We start from the raw sequence: 16,656 nt of genomic DNA on the forward strand, positions 1-16,656 counted from the left end.
GCCGACTGATCTCAGCCGCGCAGCACCGCAAGAACTTCCCGCTCCAACCATTCGCGTGCCTGCGGTTCGGCATAGGAATGCCCGGCACCTTCACAGCGCCGCACTTGATGATCACCCAGTCTTTGCTGCCAGTGGCTTTCGAAGATTTGGGCCGTCCGGTCTTCTTCCGCCAGAAAGAACACCGCCAGTATTTGCGACGAGGCAAGACCTTCGGCCATGTCCTGCGCGAGGCTTGTCGGCTTCGCCTTCGGTTGAAGAGCCTGCTTCAAACCATTGGCAAGTTTGGAGAAGTTCACTTTTCCCGTCAGCAGGCGCAGAATTTCGCGAGGGTTCTTCAGCTTCTCGGCATAGCGTGACCTTGTGGCCTCGGGCGTCAGGTCTCCGCTGTCTTCCTCTATCGTCCACGGATTCGACAGGATCAGTGCATCGCAGCCTTCGCCTTTGGCCAGCATAAGTGCGCTCGCTGCATCACAATTTCCAAACGCGACTACGCGGTTCATTTGCGGGCACATCGCGCGGAATGCTTCGATTGCTGCAACGATGTCCTTGCGGCTCTTTCGGAATCCCCGGTTTTCCCCGTCGCTGTCGCCAATTCCCCGGCGATCAAAGCGGAAAACTGGAAACCCGGCCCTGCATACAGCTTGCGCCAATTGTGCTTGGCCAGAAAATGCACCGCTCCTGATTTCATTGCCGCCCGAGACGATCAACAATCCGGTCGATCCCGGCGCAGTGTCGAGAGTGCCGGCCAAGGTGCTGTTCTGGCACTCGAAGGTCAGCGAAAGCCGGCTCATGATACGGCCACCCCGACCGCGACAATCGCAGCGATTGCATCGGCCTGTTCATGGTCCTCGTCCGGCTCGGCCCTGAGCCACAGCCCGCCGCCGCCGACTTCTGCCTGGGCAATCTCCGTCTGCGCGCCTGTGCCGGGTTTGTCCGCATCAGCAAGCGCTGCGAACAGTTCCGGGCCAATGCGCCAACCAGCGAGATTGATGCCGTCCTGACGGCCTGACGCCTCGATCCCGGCCAGGGTTTCTTCGCGTCCGGCCTCGCGCGCTGCGATTGACCGCGCGCGCATCATTGATCTGATTAGTGATTTTCCGCCATGCGGGGCATATTGCCAGCCGGGTACGTCACTCGGCGCGAGCAGCGCACCGCTGCGGAATGAGAGAACGTGCGTCGCATCGAACAATTTGCCTGCTTCGGCAGCGGCGTGTTGCCAATTGGCGAGTGTCTGGGTGTGCAGCGGCTGCAGACTGTCATTGCAACCCGGGAGGTCCGGCAAGAAGCTGTCGACGCCTGACATATCGAGCCGCCGCATGATTTCCACCGTCAGGCGGCGCAGCTTGTTGGCTTCGTCAAACAGCGCAGGCAGAACCAAAAGGCGCTTTTCCCGCATCTGGTTGAACACCAGCGCAGATTCCTCGCTTGTGCCGCCGTCCGGCAGCGGCGCTTGCCATTGTGCAAAGCTGCGCACGTCAGCCGGCGACGGTCTTTGCCTCGGCAAAGGCGAGCAGCCCGCCATAGGTTTCGAGCATTTCACCGTCGACATCGTCATCTTCGATGATAATTTCGAGCCGATCTTCCATCTCGGTCAACAGACCTGCAACCGCCATGGAATCGAGTTCAGGCAAATGCCCGAACAGGCCTGTATCGGCATCGAAGGTTTCAACGTGATCGGCATCCAGACCGAGCACGTCGCAAAGAATACCGCGCAATTTATCGTCGATTACCTGCCTGCTTGGGGCAAGGCCCGAAGCTTTGTCGGCAGTATCTTCGTTACTATCTGTCACGGGCTCGCCGGTCATTGCGTGCATTTCCCCTGCAATTGCGCGGCTGCCCTTAGCTTTGCCGGGGTGCAGGTGCAACCCGCCGGATTGCACGCTTGATCAGGGCGGGCCAACTGGCGCCTTGGCGCGGGTCGAGGCAGTCGATCCGGTAGCGGGGCCGGTCCACCTCCATCCAGTCGCGCTTGTATGGATCATCGCCGGTTCCGAAATCGACCAGATCGACGCGGTCCTTGTCGATCACATGCTCGAACAGAGCAGCACTCAGCGTGGTTCCGGCAGACAGGTTCTTATGCTCTTCGAGATGCGCCAGCTTGTGGATATAGGCCATGCCGGTTTCGACCGTCCAGAACTGCGCGGCGACAGCTTCGCCGTCTTTTCGCGCTATGGCGAGCCGCAGGCGCCCGGCATCGCCTTCCTGCTGCGCGAATGCCTTGAGCAGAACGGGATCGCCTTCTTCCGGTTTCCAGCTGTGATTGTAGACTGCTTCATATTCCGACCATGCTGCCTTGTCGAAGCGGGTGAGTATTTCCCATTCCACCTTCTTCGCTTTTCGCTTGAGCGTGGTGCGCATTCTTCCCGGCCTGCCGGCCCAGTATTCTGCAAAACTGCGGCCATTGACCGGCAAAACATGGTTATGATCGCAGCGTTCGCGCGACACCTTCCAGCCGGCATTGCGAAACGCCAATTCGATCGATGATGCACTGCCGTCTTCGTCAGGGACGGGCCACATTGTTACTCTGTGTGATTTTCCGCGTAGCCCCGCGGCGATATGCTGGAGCAATTCGGGGTCGTCCGAAAATAGCGGGCGCCAGCTAAAACTGTACCAGTTGACCAGACTTTCAAGCCTGCCATTCGCCCGGACCAGTGGCAGGGCTGCAGTCTGGAGCGGGCCGGCCGCAATGGCGACGCAGGGTTCTGCGCCTGCAACGGCCAAATGCGCGAACCATTCCATCCTGTCGAACGGAGAAAGCGCATCTTCCATCGTCCCTTGCAAGACGTTAACCGTGTCGTGATAGCTGACGCTGATCAAAACCGAATTTCCCTCATTGGAGCCTTGATGCCCGAATTGCCAAATCCCGAGCCGAAACCGCTCGATCATCTGACCGAATGCGGTGCAGATTCCGATCCGGCTTTGGTGCTGCGGAACCATACGCTTAGTTATAAGGACTTAAAGGACCGTGTCGGGCGTCTTAGCAGCTGGTTAAGGGATCGCGTGCCTGCGCATGGCGCGCGTGTCGCCAGCTGGGCATCCAAGGGTGAGCTGACGTGCCTGTTGCCGCTTGCCGCAGCGCGCGCCGGGCTCGTCCATGTGCCGATCAACCCGTTGCTGAAACATTCGCAGGCGGCACACATTCTGGCCGATAGCGGCGCATCGTTGCTGCTGGGCACCGCCGCCAGGCTGGCGTCACTTCAAGCGGGAGATGTGCCGGACCAGTGCAAAATGCTTGATGAGAGCGAAGTCATCGCCGCACTCGATTCGGTCAGCGGCCCCATGCCGCCTTCACAGCAGAACCCGGACGATCTTTGTGCGATCCTGTATACCAGCGGTTCTACCGGGCGGCCAAAGGGCGTCATGCTCAGCCATGCGAACCTGTGGCTGGGCGCGGTGAGCGTCGCGGCCTATCTTGGCCTGCAGAGCGACGATGTAACGCTCGCAGTGCTGCCGCTATCGTTTGATTACGGACAGAACCAGCTGCTCAGCACATGGTTTGCCGGCGGTTCAGCAGTGCCGCTGGATTATCTCTTCCCGAAAGACGTTGCACGTGCGTGCGCGAAATACGGCGTCACGACGCTGGCGGCGGTTCCTCCGCTGTGGGTGCAGCTAACCGAAGTGGACTGGCGGAAGGAAGCCGCCTCACCGCTTCGCCGCCTGACCAACAGCGGCGGCGCTTTGACCACGGAGCTGGTCGATGATCTGCGGCGGATAATTCCCGGAGCGGACCTGTTTCCGATGTACGGACTGACCGAGGCGTTCCGTTCGACCTACCTCGAACCGGCCAAGGTGAAAACGCACCCGACCTCCATGGGCACAGCCATTCCTTTTGCCGAGATTATGGTCATCACCGACGCAGGGATGGTCGCGAAGCCCGGTGAGGAAGGCGAACTGGTCCATTGCGGGCCATTGGTGGCACAAGGATACTGGCAGGATCCGGAACGCACTGCAGAACGGTTCAAACCGGCACCGGCAGGGTCGCGGTATGGCGGCATGGCGGTATGGTCTGGCGACAGGGTCAAACGGGACGACGACGGGCTGCTCTATTTCATCGGCAGGCGCGATGCGATGATCAAGAGCGCTGGCAACCGCATCAGCCCGCAGGAAATCGAGGATGCAGCGCGGGCAACGGGGCTGGTTGCAGAGGCTGCTGCGTTCGGCATCTTAGACCAGCGGCTGGGGCACGCTATCCATCTGGTGGTCAGGGCTGCAACCGATGCAACTGACCCTCAGGAAAAGTTGGCGAAAGCACTGGCTAAGGAACTGCCCAATTTCATGCAACCACACGTGATCCATTGGCGTGACACCATGCCGCTGAACCCGAACGGGAAACTGGACCGGACCGCCATTAAAACGGAGATCGAGGCATGAAGCCGCTTGGCCCAATCCCGCAAGGATACGAGACAAAAGACGGACAGCTGGCGATTGGCGGCAAGACGGCACGCGACTTGGTGGCAGAAGGCGGCGACACGCCTCTGTTTGTATATTCGCGTGAATTGCTGGATCGGCGCATGGCCGATCTGCGCGCCGCAATGCCGGATCGGGTCGGCATCAATTACGCGATAAAGGCAAACCCGTTCGCCCCGGTGCTCGAACATATGGCTGGTCTGGTCGACGGGTTCGATATTGCATCCGGGGGCGAGCTTACAATGGCGCAAGCTGCTGGCCTTGACCCTGAAAAGATCAGTTTTGCCGGACCGGGCAAGCGCGATGCAGAGCTTGAGGCGGCAATCCGTGTCGGCGTGACCTTGAATGTGGAATCCGAAGGTGAAGCCCGGCGCGCGTTTGCGATCGGCGAACGCATCGGGGCGACCCCGCGCATGGCGCTGCGGGTCAATCCCGATTTCGAACTGCGCGGATCAGGCATGAAGATGGGCGGGGGCGCAAAGCCCTTCGGCATCGACCAGGATCGGGTTCCAGCCCTGGCAAAGGAACTGATCGGTGCGGGCGCGGAATGGCGCGGCCTGCACATTTTCACTGGCAGTCAGGCACTGAGTGCTGACGCGATCATTGAAGCGCAGGCAAATGTCTTGGAGCTTGCCGCTCAACTTGCGGATGAAATCGGCGAAGCCTTGCCAAAACTCAATATGGGCGGCGGGATCGGCATCCCTTATTTTTCCGGCGATGAACCGGTCGATATCACCGCTGTTGGCCGCGCGCTGGACGATCATATCGCAGATTTACCAGCTGCGCTTAACGATACTGACCTGTGCATCGAGTTGGGCCGCTACCTCGTCGGGGAAGCCGGTGTTTACCTGACAGAGATCGTTGACCGCAAGGAAAGCCATGGTTCGACCTATCTGGTGACCGATGGCGGATTGCATCACCAGCTGGCGGCGTCGGGCAATTTCGGCACAGTCGTGCGGCGGAACTATCCGCTTGCTATCGCTACGAAATTCGGTGCCGAACCCGCTGAAGAGGCGAACGTGGTGGGGTGCCTGTGCACACCGCTGGACCGGCTGGCCGACAAGGCGCATTTGCCGGTGGCCGAGGTTGGCGATCTGGTGGCTGTATTCTGCGCAGGCGCATATGGCGCAACCGCTTCTCCGTCGGCATTCCTTGGCCAAGGGGCGGCGCGCGAGATTCTCGTCTGATCGCGGCTCAAGGGCGGCGTTAACCTTTGCAGACAGGCTGTCCCGCTTTGGGACCAGCACATACTAAACGCCGTCAAACGCAAAAAGGCTAACGGTATATTCACCCTTTTTAGCGAGGAAGCATCCCACATCTGCGGGTGCGGAAGGTCAGGTAGCTCCTGCCTTGCGCGATTTGGCCCGTTCACAAGGCAAGGGATGCGCATCGATGCCGAATACAAAGTTTACCAAGCTGCTCGCGGGCAGCGCCATGGCTGCCCTGACATTGGCAGGCTGCACATCGAGCGGAGGCACTCAGCTTCCGCCCGCGTCGTTTGTGTCGATGCAGGAAGGTCCGGGCGAGGATTACATCATCGGCCCGCTCGACGAACTGACGATCCACGTCTGGCGCAACCCCGAACTGGGGGCTGAAAAGATTCAGGTCCGTCCGGATGGACGCATCACGACACCTCTGGTTACCGACATGCCGGCCACCGGCAAGACGCCGTCGATGCTGGCGCAGGACATTCGCCTGCAGCTGTCGCAATATATTGAAGAGCCGCTGGTCTCAGTCATCGTGACCAAGTTCCAGGGCTCCATCAGTCAGCAGATCCGCATTATCGGCGCAACCGAGAAGCCCGCATCGCTTCCCTACCGCGCGAACATGACCGTGCTCGACGCAATGATTGCTGTAGGCGGGCTGTCGGAATTTGCTGCTGGTAACCGGGCCAAGCTGATCCGTTTCGACAAGAGCAAGGGCCGCCAGCAGGAATATGCGCTGAAACTGGGCGACCTGCTCAAGAAAGGCGATAGCCGTGCGAATGTTCTCCTGATGCCGGGCGATGTGATCATCATCCCGGAAAGCATGTTCTGAGGGGCACGTCAGCGAAATGAACGAAGTCTTCGAAGAACTGCGCGCAGCGATATTCACGGTCTGGCATCGGCGCTGGCTGGCGCTTGCCGTGGCATGGGGCGTTTGCGTCCTTGGCTGGCTGGTCGTGGCGATGGTCCCCAATTCCTATGAATCGCAGGCGCGCATTTATGTCCAGCTCGACGATGTCCTGGCCGACCAGCTGAAAATTGCCGGCGGCACGGAACGCGAGATTACACGCATCCGCCAGACGCTGACCAGCTCAGTCAATCTGGAGAAGGTCATTCGTTCGACGAAGCTGGGGGATGACATCCAGACCCAGCGCGATCTGGAATCGGCAATCGAGGGGCTGACCAAGAAAGTCTCAATCAAGTCGGAAGAGGACAATCTGTTCGAGCTCAAGGCTGAGATCGGCGTTGGTGACCTGTCCGATTCAGAGAATGCTGCGCTGGCCCAAACCGTCGTTCAGAAACTGATCGACATCTTCCGTGAGGAGAACCTTGCCGGAAACAGGGGCGACGTTGCTGAAACACTCGTCTTCCTCGACCAGCAACTTGAGGATCGGAAGCGTGAACTGGAGGCTGCCGAACAGCGCCGCCTGGCTTTCGAAACCGAAAATCCCGACTTGATCGGCGGCACCGGCACATTGTCGGGCCGGATCCAGTCGATGCGCAGCGAGGTGCGCGGCGTCGAGGCGGATCTGGCAGCTGCGCAAAGCGCGCTGGCAGCAATCAACGGGCAGCTGTCCGGCACACCGCGCAACCTTGCCGGCAGTGCAGGGGGCGGCGCACGCGCTGCACTCTCCAACGCGCAAGGCCAGCTCGCGACCATGCAAGCCGGGGGCAAGACTGATAGCCACCCGGATGTCGTCGCGATCAGGAAACAGATTGCGATCCTCCGCGATCAGGCGCGTGATGAAAACCCAAATGCGACTGGTGCGACAAACCCCGCATACACTTCGCTCGTGTCGATCAAGGCCGAACGTCAGGCAAATGTCGAGGCATTGTCTGCCCGCAAGGCATCCTTGCAGGCAGAGCTTTCATCGCTGGTCGGTAGCCAGGCAAGCGAACCGGCAGTTGCTGCCGAAGCAAACCGAATCAGCCGCGATTACGAAGTGCTGAAAGACAAATATGACGAGCTGCTGCAGGACCGCGAGGAAATGAAGCTGCGCGGCCAAGTGGAAAACGAGCGCAGTTCGTTCAAGTTCGACGTGATCGACCCGCCAACCACCCCGCGCGCGCCCTCTGCACCCAATCGGCCGCTGCTGCTGATCGGCGTGCTGCTGGCAGGGGTTGCTGCTGGCGTCGGTGCGGCCTTTGCCATCGGACAGCTGCGTTCGACCTTCGCCACTTCGGCAAAGCTTGAACGGGCGCTCGACCTACCGGTGCTGGGCGCGATCTCGCTGACGATGACCGATACCGCCCGCCAGATCCGCGCAAAACGCATGAAGTATTTCTACGCTGGCTCTGCTGCGCTCGGGGGCCTGTGTGTCCTCTTGCTGGCAGCAGAGTTCCTCCAGCGCGGCATGGTGGCTTGAGGAACAGGATATGACCGAACACACGAATATCCCGCTTCCGGGCGACGAGCCCGAAGATGGCAAAAAGGGTGAGGGCAGCGCCGAAAGTTCGCTGTTCGAACGGGCCAGCGGCGCGTTCGGCTTCGATCCGTTCAAGCCGTCTCCGATCAAGGGAAAACTGCCGGAACGCGAAATGAAGCGCGCAAAGGTCCGCGCAGCGCAGTCCGCAGCGACAGAGAAGAAGGCGGCCGAGGCACAGCAGCCACAGTCTGCACCGGCTGAGTCCGTTGAGCAGCCAACTGCAATGCCGGCGCAGGTGCTGCCCGTTCCAGTTCCGCCATCGGATATCGTGGTCCATCAGGACGTTGGATCGATTGCCCTTGCAGGCAAGAAATTCCCCGTCGACCGCGAGTTTCTTTACGAGCAGGGCCTGATTGTACCGGAAGGTGCCGTCACCGCGCTGATCGAGGAATTCCGGATCGTGAAGCGCCAATTGCTGAAAGCTGCGCAGGACCGCGGCACTGCATTGTCGCGCAGGGTACTGATCTGTTCGCCCCATCCGGGTGAAGGCAAGACATTCTGTGCCGCCAATCTCGCCATCGCCATGGCAGCCGAACGCGATAGCGAAGTTCTGCTGGTCGATGCGGATTTTGCGAAGCCTTCGATCCTGTCGACGCTTGGCCTGCCAAAGGGTCCGGGCTTCATGGACTGCCTGGCCGATCCATCGATCAGGCCGGAAGATCTCGTCATCGGAACGGACATTCCCGGCCTGTGGGTGCTGCCGGCGGGGAACCAGACAAATTCGGACAGCGAATACCTGTCCAGCGACCGGACACGCGAAGTGCTCGACCGGCTGACGATCGGTGCGCCCAACCGAATGGTCATCTTCGATACTCCGCCTGCGCTTTCGGCATCGCCAGCGGCGGAACTTGCCAAACACGTGGGCCAGGCACTGCTGATCGCACGTGCCGATAAAACCGGACAAAGCGCATTGGAAGATGCGTGCCAGCTGCTGTCGGCTTGCCCTGACATCAAGCTGCTTCTCAACGCTGCCCAGTTCAGCCCCAGCGGGCGAAACTTCGGCTCATATTATGGATATGGGGGCTAACCCGCCATGAAACGAATTGTCTTCACGAGCATGGGCGCTGTCGCCGCGATTGCTGCGGCATCACCGCTCGCCGCGCAGGATTACGGCGAAAGCGAAGGCCGCGATGAATCGCGCAGCATTGGCGCGGGAGCAGGTAGGGCGACGGTCGAACCGTATATCGAGGTCTCGCAGATCGCGGTTGCCGAGCTGTCGCCGGGCAATGACGTGGTAACATACACGCAGCTTGCTGCGGGCGTCGATGCGACTGTAACCGGACGTAATACGGGCGGCTCTGTCTCGCTGCGTTACGAAAAGAACATCGGATATGGCGACAACGCGCTCGATAGCGACACGCTCAGCGGTGTTGCGCGAGGTTATGCCTCTATCGTCCCGCGGACGCTGACGGTCGAAGCTGGCGCGCTGGCTGCACGCACGCGCGTCGACAGCAATGGCGGGGCAACCCTGAACCCGCTGATCGGCGAAGAGAGCGAGAGCAATATCTACTCGGTCTATGCAGGGCCAAACCTGCATACCAGCGCAGGCGATGTAGAGATCAACGCCAATTACCGCGCTGGCTACACAAAAGTTGAGCAACCGGATTCATTGGTCGTGACGCCAGGTGCGGACCCGGTCGATGTTTTCGATGACAGCCTCAGCCAGAGCGCAGGCATCCATTTGGCTACACGCCCGGGTGAACCGCTACCGGTAGGGCTTGGCGTTGGGGCCGGATGGAATCAGGAAGACGTTTCCAACCTCGATCAGCGCGTACGTGACATGTATGTTCGCGGGGATGTGACCGTCCCTGTCGGGCAATCGCTCGCGGTGGTTGCCGGTGTCGGTTACGAAGACGTCGAGGTATCCAGCCGCGATGCTGTGCGCGACGTAAACGGTGATCCGGTCATCGGCGATGATGGCCGGCTGGTTACCGACAAAAGCCAGCCGCGGATTATTGCTTACGAGACCTCGGGAATGATCTGGGATGCCGGTGTCATCTGGCGCCCCAGCACGCGCACCGCGTTCGAGGCGCATGTCGGTCGCCGTTACGATTCGACCACCTATTACGGCAGCTTTGCCTGGGCGCCGGACAGTCGCAGCGCAGTCAATGTTTCTGTCTATGACACGGTCTCCGGGTTCGGCAATCAGCTGAACACTGCACTTGCAAACCTGCCTGCGGAATTCACCGCCAATCGCAATGCGCTGACGGGTGATCTGTTCGGTTGCGTGGCCGGAGCCGAAGCGGATGAAGGATCAAGCTGTCTCAACGGCGTGTTCTCGTCTGTGCGCGGTTCGGTCTTCCGTTCGCGGGGCGTGGCAGCCAATTATTCCACGACTGTCGGGCGTCTCAGCACCGGGCTGGGCTTCGGATATGACCGCCGGAAATTCATCGCTGCACCCGGCACCGTTCTCGCGGCGGCCAATGGTGTAATCGATGAAAGTTATTACGCGGCCTGGTATCTCTCGGGCAGTATCGACGCACGGTCGGCTTTCTCGACCAATGCGTATGCGACATTGGTCGAAAGCGGGTTCGATTCCGGCGGCGATGTGATGGCGGTTGGCGCGTCTGCTTCATACAGCCGAAGCCTGACGCCGCGCCTTTCCGCGCGTGCGGCAATCGCGCTTGATCACATCGATAGCGATATCTCGATCGAAGATATCACCACCGCGTCGGCGCTTGTCGGCCTGCGGCTCGGATTCTGATTTAGGGGAAATGAAGAATGTTTGATGATTTTTATGGGCTGACCGGGCGACCGTTCCAGCTGACCCCGGATCCGAACTTCTATTTCGAAAGCGCGACGCATCGCAAGGCGCTGTCCTATCTCGGTTACGGGATGGCGCAGAGTGAGGGCTTTATCGTCATCACCGGCGAGGTCGGCGCGGGTAAATCAACGCTGGTCGCGCATCTGATGCAAAAGATCGACCGGGAACAGATGACGGTCGGGCAGGTGGTCACCAGCAACCTCGATGGTGAAGAACTGGTCCACGTTGTCGCGCAGAGTTTCGGTCTTGAAGTCGAAGGGCACGACAAGGCATCAGCCCTCGGCGCGATCGAGAATTTCCTGCACGACGAAGCGCGTGAAGGACGGCGGACGCTGTTGGTCGTCGACGAATCCCAGAACCTTTCGGTCGAGGCACTGGAAGAATTGCGGATGCTGTCGAACTTCCAGCTTGGCTCACACCCGCTGCTGCAATTGCTTTTGCTGGGGCAACCGGAATTCAAGCAAATCCTGGCCGAAAGCACGGAGCTGGAACAGCTGCGCCAGCGGGTCATCGCGGCGCATCACCTGCAATCGATGGAACCGGGCGAGATCGAGCCGTACATCAAGCACCGTCTCGAATGTGTCGGCTGGACCGGAAACCCCGATTTCGATCAGCGCGTGTTCAAGGAACTTTACGAAGCAACCGGCGGCATTCCCCGGCGCGTGAACCAGGTGGTTACCCGCCTGCTGCTGCTGGGCGCGGTCGAGCAGCGCACCCGGATTGACAACACCATGCTGAGCGCGGTGCTGAACGAAATGAGGGACGATAACACCTTTCCTGAGGCAGCACCGAAACCGCTTGAGAAAATTGCACCTGCGCCGGCGCCGGGCCCGATCAAACACGTTGCAGCCGCTCAGGCAGTGCCGCGTCCGAAGATCGAGGAATTGCTGGCCGAGCGTGATCTGCAAATCAACGAATTGCAGCAGGCTGTGGTGGAGCTTTCACGCGCCAGTTCGGCCAACGGCGATACGCGCGGACTTATGGACGAAGTCGCCCGGCTGGAAGCAAAGCTGGAAGAACAGGAACGTTCTGTGCGCCATGTTCTGACCATGCTGATCGAATGGATGGAAAGCGGGCAACTCCCGCGTGAAGCGGCATAAGGGGCCAGACCCGATGAAGCATTCGGCAATCGAGCCCGCTCCGATCGTCAACGGCCTGTCGGTCGATGTCGAAGACTGGTTTCAAGTCGGGGCATTCGAAAACGTTATCAACCGCAGCGACTGGGATGACCTGACGCTGCGGGTGGAAAATAACGTGCTGCGCATCCTTGATCTGTTTGCAGAAGCTGATGTTAAGGCGACATTCTTCACGCTGGGATGGGTCGCACAGCGCAATACGCATTTGATGCGCAGGATCGTGGAGGCCGGCCATGAATTGGCGAGCCACGGATACGACCATGCCCGGGTCTTCAATTTCACGCGGGCTGAATTTGCGGAAGACATCGCGAAGGCGCGGATGATCCTCGAAGACGCAAGCGGGGCAAAAATCACCGGTTACCGTGCGCCCAGTTTCTCAATCGATCACCGGACCCCGTGGGCGTACAAGGAACTGGCTGAGCAGGGCTATACCTATTCGTCCAGCGTGGCGCCGATCACGCATGATCATTACGGCTGGCGCGAAGCACCGCGTTTCGCGTTCAAGCCGCTGCCATGGTCCGATCTTATCGAAATTCCGGTGACCACAGCGATGCTCGGCGGAAAACGTGTTGCCGCTGGCGGCGGGGGTTTTTTCCGGGTTTTACCTTATGCGTTTTCGCGCTGGGCAATCCGGCAGGTGAACCGCACCGATCAGCGGCCGGCAGTGTTCTATTTCCATCCGTGGGAAATCGATCCGGACCAGCCCCGGGTGCCAAACGCCTCGGTCAAATCGCGGCTGCGCCATTATACCAACCTTGAGCGCATGGCGCCGAAGCTGGGCGAGTTGGTGCATGAGTTTGCCTGGGGCCGGATGGACGTAATCGCTCACCGCGAAGCTGCCTTGGCACAGGCCTTTGCCTGATGAACGCACCGTTTGCCCTTTCAAGCGAGACAGTCTCGATAGCCGATCTGCGCGATCCGGGAGAAGTGTCGCGGATCGAGGGCTTTGTTGCCCAGCAGGAAGGCAGTATCTTTCACCGGCCTGCCTGGCTTGGCGCGGTGGAGCGAGGCACCGGACACAGGGCTGCGGGAATCGTCGCGGGAAAATGCGGGAATATTACCGGCTGGCTTCCGCTTAGCGACGTTCATTCGCCGCTGTTCGGCCGCGCGCTGATATCCAGCGGTTTCGCGGTTGGCGGCGGCCCGCTGGCGGTCAGCGATGCCACATCGCACCGTTTGTGCCGCGCGGCAGAGGAGCTTGCACTTCGCACCTCGAGCAGCGCCATCGAACTGCGCGGGCCCGGCGCGCCGCCTGAGTGGCATTGCCGGAATGATACGCATTGCGGTTTTGAAACAAGGCTCGCTGAAGATGATGAGGCGCAATTGCTGGCTGTGCCGCGAAAGCAGCGTGCGGAAATTCGCAAGAGCCTGAAAACAGAATTCGAGGTTATGATCGGCACGGGCGAGACCAGCCGTGCGGACCATTACCGTGTCTATGCGGCGAGCGTTCACGCGCTGGGAACACCGGTATTCCCCCGGTCTCTATTCGACGCGGTTCTTGATGCATTCGGTAGTGCGGCCGATATCCTGACCATCCGCCATCAAGGGGTTGCCGTGGCAAGCGTGTTGTCACTCTATCACGGCGGCGCGGTGATGCCGTATTGGGGAGGGGGAACATTCGCTGCGCGCGTTCTCAGAGCCAACGAGCGGATGTATTTCGAACTGATGCTGCACGCCCGCCGCAAGGGCTGCGACAGTTTCGATTTCGGACGGTCAAAGACCGGTAGCGGGCCGTATTCCTATAAGAAGAATTGGGGGTTCGAACCGCAACCGCTGACCTATTGCAGCTGGACCGCGCCCGGGCAGGAACCGCGCGACCTCAGCCCGGCGAACGGTGCGTACTCTGCAAAGATCGAGCTTTGGAAACGCTTGCCGCTTGCGCTCGCCAATCGAGTGGGGCCGTTTATTGCCAGAGGGCTGGCATAGTGGGCGATATCCTGTTTCTCGCCCACAGGATGCCGTTCCCGCCTGATCGCGGGGACAAAATCCGCTCGCACCATCTGCTCAAGGCGCTCGCTGAATTGTCCGATGTTCACGTGGGCTGTTTTGGCGATACCGACAGCGATTTTTCCCATGAGGGTGAACTTGCTGCGACCGCGAAAAGCCATTGTCTGGTTCGCAGATCCAAGTCGATGGCTTTCAGCGGGATCGAGGCGCTTGCAAGCGGCAAGCCGGTCAGCCTGACCGCCTTTGCCCACAAGGCGCTGAGCCGGTGGGTTGCCAGCACGATAGAGCAGCACCCGATCGACACGATTTTCGTGTTCTCGGGCCAGATGGGCCAGTTCATTCCGGACAGCTTTAAAGGGCGGGTGATCATCGATCTGTGCGATGTCGATTCCGCCAAGTTCGAAGCTTACGCAAAAGAAGGATCTGTGCCGCGCAAATGGATCGACGCACGCGAAGGCAGAAAGCTTTCGGCGGTCGAAGAAGCTTTGGCCCACCGGGCGGACGCAACGCTGTTCGTCAGTCAGGCTGAGGCCGACCTGTTCCGGTCGAGGCTGCGTAATTCTTCCTGTGTGAACATAGCTGCGATACGCAATGGTATCGATACCACGTTCTTCGATCCTTCTGCTGTAACCGCCAATGCAGAACTTGCGCGAGTATCCGGGCCGAACTTCGTGTTCACCGGTCAAATGGATTACGCCCCGAATATCGCCGCTGCGGAAAGGGTGATTGCCAAGTTGCTTCCAGCAATCCGCCAGAAGCATCCAGGTGCCGCGTTCCATGTTGTCGGGCGCGCGCCGACCGACAGGTTGATGCGTCACGATGGCAAGGCCGGGGTCAAGATATGGGGTGAAGTTCCCGATGTCCGCCCGTTTCTGGCAGCTGCGGATGTCGTAATTGCGCCGCTGGAAATCGCGCGCGGGATTCAGAACAAGGTGCTGGAAGCGATGGCAATGGCGCGCCCGGTCCTGCTTTCGGCAGAGGCAGCAACCGGTATTGATGCGAGCGATGGCAAACACTTCCGGATCGGGACCTCCAACGACGCGTTGATCGCGGCTGCGCTGGATATGCTGGCCAACCCTGCGGCAACTGCCGAGATGGCACCTGCTGCGCGGGAATACGTCGCGCAGCACCAGAGCTGGCCGGCCATGCTTGCGCCGCTTTCCCTTCTATGCGGTGTGAGCGCCCAAGGAAAAGCGCGTGATGCAGCTTGATGGGCTGGTCCAGCGCGAGGGTGGAAGGAAGCTGATTTCCTCCATTCCTGCGTGTTGGCAGGGGCCGTTGGTCCGGCTTGGTATTGTGTGGGCGGCAATTTTCGCGCTGACGTTCTGTGAATGGCAGGCGATGGTATCCCAGTGGTGGAATATCTCGACCTACAATCACATTCTGTTCGTGCCTCTGATCGTCGGGTGGCTGATCTATTCCCGGCGCGATGAACTTGCCAGAATAACGCCGCAGGCATGGTTTCCCGGGCTGCTGATGCTTGGCGCTGCCCTGTTCGTGTGGTTGGTCGGTTCTCTGGCCGGAGTTAACACGGTCAGTCAGCTCGGCGCGGTTCTTGCGCTCCAGACGAGCATTGCCGCACTTCTTGGCCTGCGTGTCACGGTGGCCACTCTGTTTCCCTTGCTGTATCTCATTTTCCTGGTCCCTTTTGGCGACGAGTTGGTGCCGGCACTCCAGATGATCACTGCGGAAATGGTGATTACCCTCACGCAGTGGAGCGGCGTTCCCGCTGTCATCGACGGCGTTTTCATAGACACGCCAGCCGGCCTGTTCGAAGTGGCGGAAGCATGCTCCGGCGTGAAATTCCTCATCGCCATGATCGCGCTTGGGACGCTGATCTGCTATTGCTGCTTCAACAGCTGGAAGCGCCGGATAGTCTTCATGGTTTCGGCCATCGGATTGTCGATTGCCGCGAACAGCATCCGCGCCTGGGGCACGATTTTCATCGCGCAGTCGCAGGGCATCGAATTCGCCGAGGGTTTCGATCACATTTTCTACGGGTGGATTTTCTTCGCTCTGATTGTTGGTGGTTTGCTTGCCACTTCCTGGCGCTGGTTCGATCGCGACCCGGACGATCTTGGAATTGATTTACCCGGTGCACCGCAATCAAACTGGTTTCGGCAGTTGTCAGTCGGAGCAATGTCAGGAAACAGGGCTGCCGTGTTTGCAGGCCTGTTGCTGGCCATCTTCGCATTCTGGCACACGGCTGGCTCGCGCGTAGAGGCGGCTGTTCCGGACCAGATCAGCCTGCCCGAACAGGTGGCAGACTGGAAGCTGGTCGATTATTCTCCGTCTGTGGCGTGGCAGCCGCGCGCGAGCGGGGCGGATCACCGGCTGCTGGGCCGCTACCGCAACAATTCCGGACAGCACGTCGATGTATTCCTCGCGCTGTATTCCGCGCAGGAAGATGGGCGCGAAGCAAGCGCCTATGGCGAGGGCGCGCTCGATCCGGGCAGCGATTGGCGCTGGCTTGCACCCGGCACAGCCCGAACAGATGCCATCGCCGACTATCTTTTCGTCTACGGCAAACACAAACGGCTCGCGGAAACATCTTACAGAACCGGCAACCTGCTTACCGGCAGCGCTGCCAGGTTGAAACTTGCGAATATGTTCGACCGGCTGACCCTCCGGGCGAGGCCGACCATGATGCTGATCGTTTCAGCCGAAGAACGTGAAAACCGCGAAGCCGCTCAATCCATCTCCGATTTCCGCCGCTCTGTCGGTGATCAAGGTGAATGGATGGACCGTATCGCGCGGCTGCGTTAGGGCGC

General features: G+C 60.0%; 15 protein-coding genes. 11 read left to right on the forward strand and 4 right to left on the reverse strand.

Features of this window, described 5'->3' with window-relative positions:
• Positions 1–11: 11 nt before the first annotated feature.
• Genes GRI43_RS03660 through GRI43_RS03675 form a run of 4 tightly spaced genes read right to left on the reverse strand, consistent with a single transcriptional unit; the run spans position 12 to position 2,817 of the window.
• Positions 12–791, reverse strand: a complete 780-nt coding sequence (locus GRI43_RS03660; RefSeq protein ID WP_160729718.1) for a hydrolase 1, exosortase A system-associated — start codon at positions 789–791, stop codon at positions 12–14.
• Entirely contained in the window at positions 788–1,474 is a 687-nt protein-coding gene (locus tag GRI43_RS03665) for an alpha/beta hydrolase family protein (protein WP_160729719.1), read from the reverse strand. Before GRI43_RS03665 ends, GRI43_RS03660 begins: the two co-directional genes overlap by 4 nt.
• A 1-nt stretch (position 1,475) precedes the next feature.
• Positions 1,476–1,805 carry an acyl carrier protein gene (locus GRI43_RS03670; RefSeq protein ID WP_160729720.1) on the reverse strand — a complete coding sequence of 110 codons (330 nt, stop codon included), beginning with the start codon at positions 1,803–1,805 and terminating at the stop codon, positions 1,476–1,478.
• A gap of 34 nt (positions 1,806–1,839) precedes the next feature.
• Entirely contained in the window at positions 1,840–2,817 is a 978-nt protein-coding gene (locus GRI43_RS03675; RefSeq protein WP_235903597.1) for a GNAT family N-acetyltransferase, read from the reverse strand.
• Between the two features lie 27 nt (positions 2,818–2,844).
• Here GRI43_RS03675 and GRI43_RS03680 point away from each other — a divergent pair, with 27 nt between their 5' ends.
• The 11 genes from GRI43_RS03680 (at position 2,845) to xrtA (ending at position 16,651) form a co-directional block, all read left to right on the forward strand.
• Complete coding sequence (locus GRI43_RS03680; protein ID WP_160729721.1) at positions 2,845–4,371, forward strand: acyl-CoA ligase (AMP-forming), exosortase A system-associated; 1,527 nt, start codon at positions 2,845–2,847, stop codon at positions 4,369–4,371.
• Positions 4,368–5,594, forward strand: coding sequence for a pyridoxal-dependent decarboxylase, exosortase A system-associated (locus GRI43_RS03685; RefSeq protein ID WP_160729722.1), 1,227 nt, complete (start codon positions 4,368–4,370; stop codon positions 5,592–5,594). The genes GRI43_RS03680 and GRI43_RS03685 overlap by 4 nt, the downstream gene beginning before the upstream one ends.
• Positions 5,595–5,799: 205 nt before the next feature.
• Positions 5,800–6,444: an XrtA/PEP-CTERM system exopolysaccharide export protein gene (locus GRI43_RS03690; RefSeq protein WP_160729723.1), complete on the forward strand. Its 645-nt coding sequence runs from the start codon at positions 5,800–5,802 to the stop codon at positions 6,442–6,444.
• A gap of 16 nt (positions 6,445–6,460) precedes the next feature.
• On the forward strand, positions 6,461–7,978 hold the full coding sequence (locus GRI43_RS03695) for an XrtA system polysaccharide chain length determinant (protein WP_160729724.1): 1,518 nt from the start codon (positions 6,461–6,463) through the stop codon (positions 7,976–7,978).
• A gap of 10 nt (positions 7,979–7,988) precedes the next feature.
• A complete protein-coding gene (locus tag GRI43_RS03700; protein WP_160729725.1) occupies positions 7,989–9,065 on the forward strand; it encodes a capsular biosynthesis protein in 1,077 nt (358 codons plus the stop codon).
• Positions 9,066–9,071: 6 nt separating this feature from the next.
• Entirely contained in the window at positions 9,072–10,742 is a 1,671-nt protein-coding gene (locus tag GRI43_RS03705) for a preprotein translocase subunit YajC (RefSeq protein ID WP_160729726.1), read from the forward strand.
• A gap of 17 nt (positions 10,743–10,759) precedes the next feature.
• On the forward strand, positions 10,760–11,902 hold the full coding sequence (locus GRI43_RS03710) for an XrtA/PEP-CTERM system-associated ATPase (protein WP_160729727.1): 1,143 nt from the start codon (positions 10,760–10,762) through the stop codon (positions 11,900–11,902).
• Between the two features lie 13 nt (positions 11,903–11,915).
• Positions 11,916–12,800, forward strand: coding sequence for an XrtA system polysaccharide deacetylase (locus GRI43_RS03715; protein WP_160729728.1), 885 nt, complete (start codon positions 11,916–11,918; stop codon positions 12,798–12,800).
• Positions 12,800–13,864 carry a FemAB family XrtA/PEP-CTERM system-associated protein gene (locus GRI43_RS03720; protein ID WP_160729729.1) on the forward strand — a complete coding sequence of 355 codons (1,065 nt, stop codon included), beginning with the start codon at positions 12,800–12,802 and terminating at the stop codon, positions 13,862–13,864. Before GRI43_RS03715 ends, GRI43_RS03720 begins: the two co-directional genes overlap by 1 nt.
• Complete coding sequence (locus tag GRI43_RS03725) at positions 13,864–15,096, forward strand: TIGR03087 family PEP-CTERM/XrtA system glycosyltransferase (RefSeq protein ID WP_160729730.1); 1,233 nt, start codon at positions 13,864–13,866, stop codon at positions 15,094–15,096. The genes GRI43_RS03720 and GRI43_RS03725 overlap by 1 nt, the downstream gene beginning before the upstream one ends.
• Positions 15,086–16,651, forward strand: coding sequence for an exosortase A (xrtA, locus tag GRI43_RS03730; protein ID WP_160730621.1), 1,566 nt, complete (start codon positions 15,086–15,088; stop codon positions 16,649–16,651). The genes GRI43_RS03725 and xrtA overlap by 11 nt, the downstream gene beginning before the upstream one ends.
• Positions 16,652–16,656 lie beyond the last annotated feature (5 nt).

Source organism: Pontixanthobacter luteolus (genome assembly GCF_009828095.1).
Classification (GTDB): domain Bacteria; phylum Pseudomonadota; class Alphaproteobacteria; order Sphingomonadales; family Sphingomonadaceae; genus Pontixanthobacter; species Pontixanthobacter luteolus.

Coding starts and splice junctions, on each gene's coding strand:
- GRI43_RS03660 (WP_160729718.1), bottom strand. CDS start 791: ATGAGCCGGCTTTCGCTGACCTTCGAGTGCCAGAACAGCACCTTGGCC.
- GRI43_RS03670 (WP_160729720.1), bottom strand. CDS start 1,805: ATGACCGGCGAGCCCGTGACAGATAGTAACGAAGATACTGCCGACAAA.
- GRI43_RS03680 (WP_160729721.1), top strand. CDS start 2,845: ATGCCCGAATTGCCAAATCCCGAGCCGAAACCGCTCGATCATCTGACC.
- GRI43_RS03685 (WP_160729722.1), top strand. CDS start 4,368: ATGAAGCCGCTTGGCCCAATCCCGCAAGGATACGAGACAAAAGACGGA.
- GRI43_RS03690 (WP_160729723.1), top strand. CDS start 5,800: ATGCCGAATACAAAGTTTACCAAGCTGCTCGCGGGCAGCGCCATGGCT.
- GRI43_RS03695 (WP_160729724.1), top strand. CDS start 6,461: ATGAACGAAGTCTTCGAAGAACTGCGCGCAGCGATATTCACGGTCTGG.
- GRI43_RS03700 (WP_160729725.1), top strand. CDS start 7,989: ATGACCGAACACACGAATATCCCGCTTCCGGGCGACGAGCCCGAAGAT.
- GRI43_RS03705 (WP_160729726.1), top strand. CDS start 9,072: ATGAAACGAATTGTCTTCACGAGCATGGGCGCTGTCGCCGCGATTGCT.
- GRI43_RS03710 (WP_160729727.1), top strand. CDS start 10,760: ATGTTTGATGATTTTTATGGGCTGACCGGGCGACCGTTCCAGCTGACC.
- GRI43_RS03715 (WP_160729728.1), top strand. CDS start 11,916: ATGAAGCATTCGGCAATCGAGCCCGCTCCGATCGTCAACGGCCTGTCG.
- GRI43_RS03720 (WP_160729729.1), top strand. CDS start 12,800: ATGAACGCACCGTTTGCCCTTTCAAGCGAGACAGTCTCGATAGCCGAT.
- xrtA (WP_160730621.1), top strand. CDS start 15,086: ATGCAGCTTGATGGGCTGGTCCAGCGCGAGGGTGGAAGGAAGCTGATT.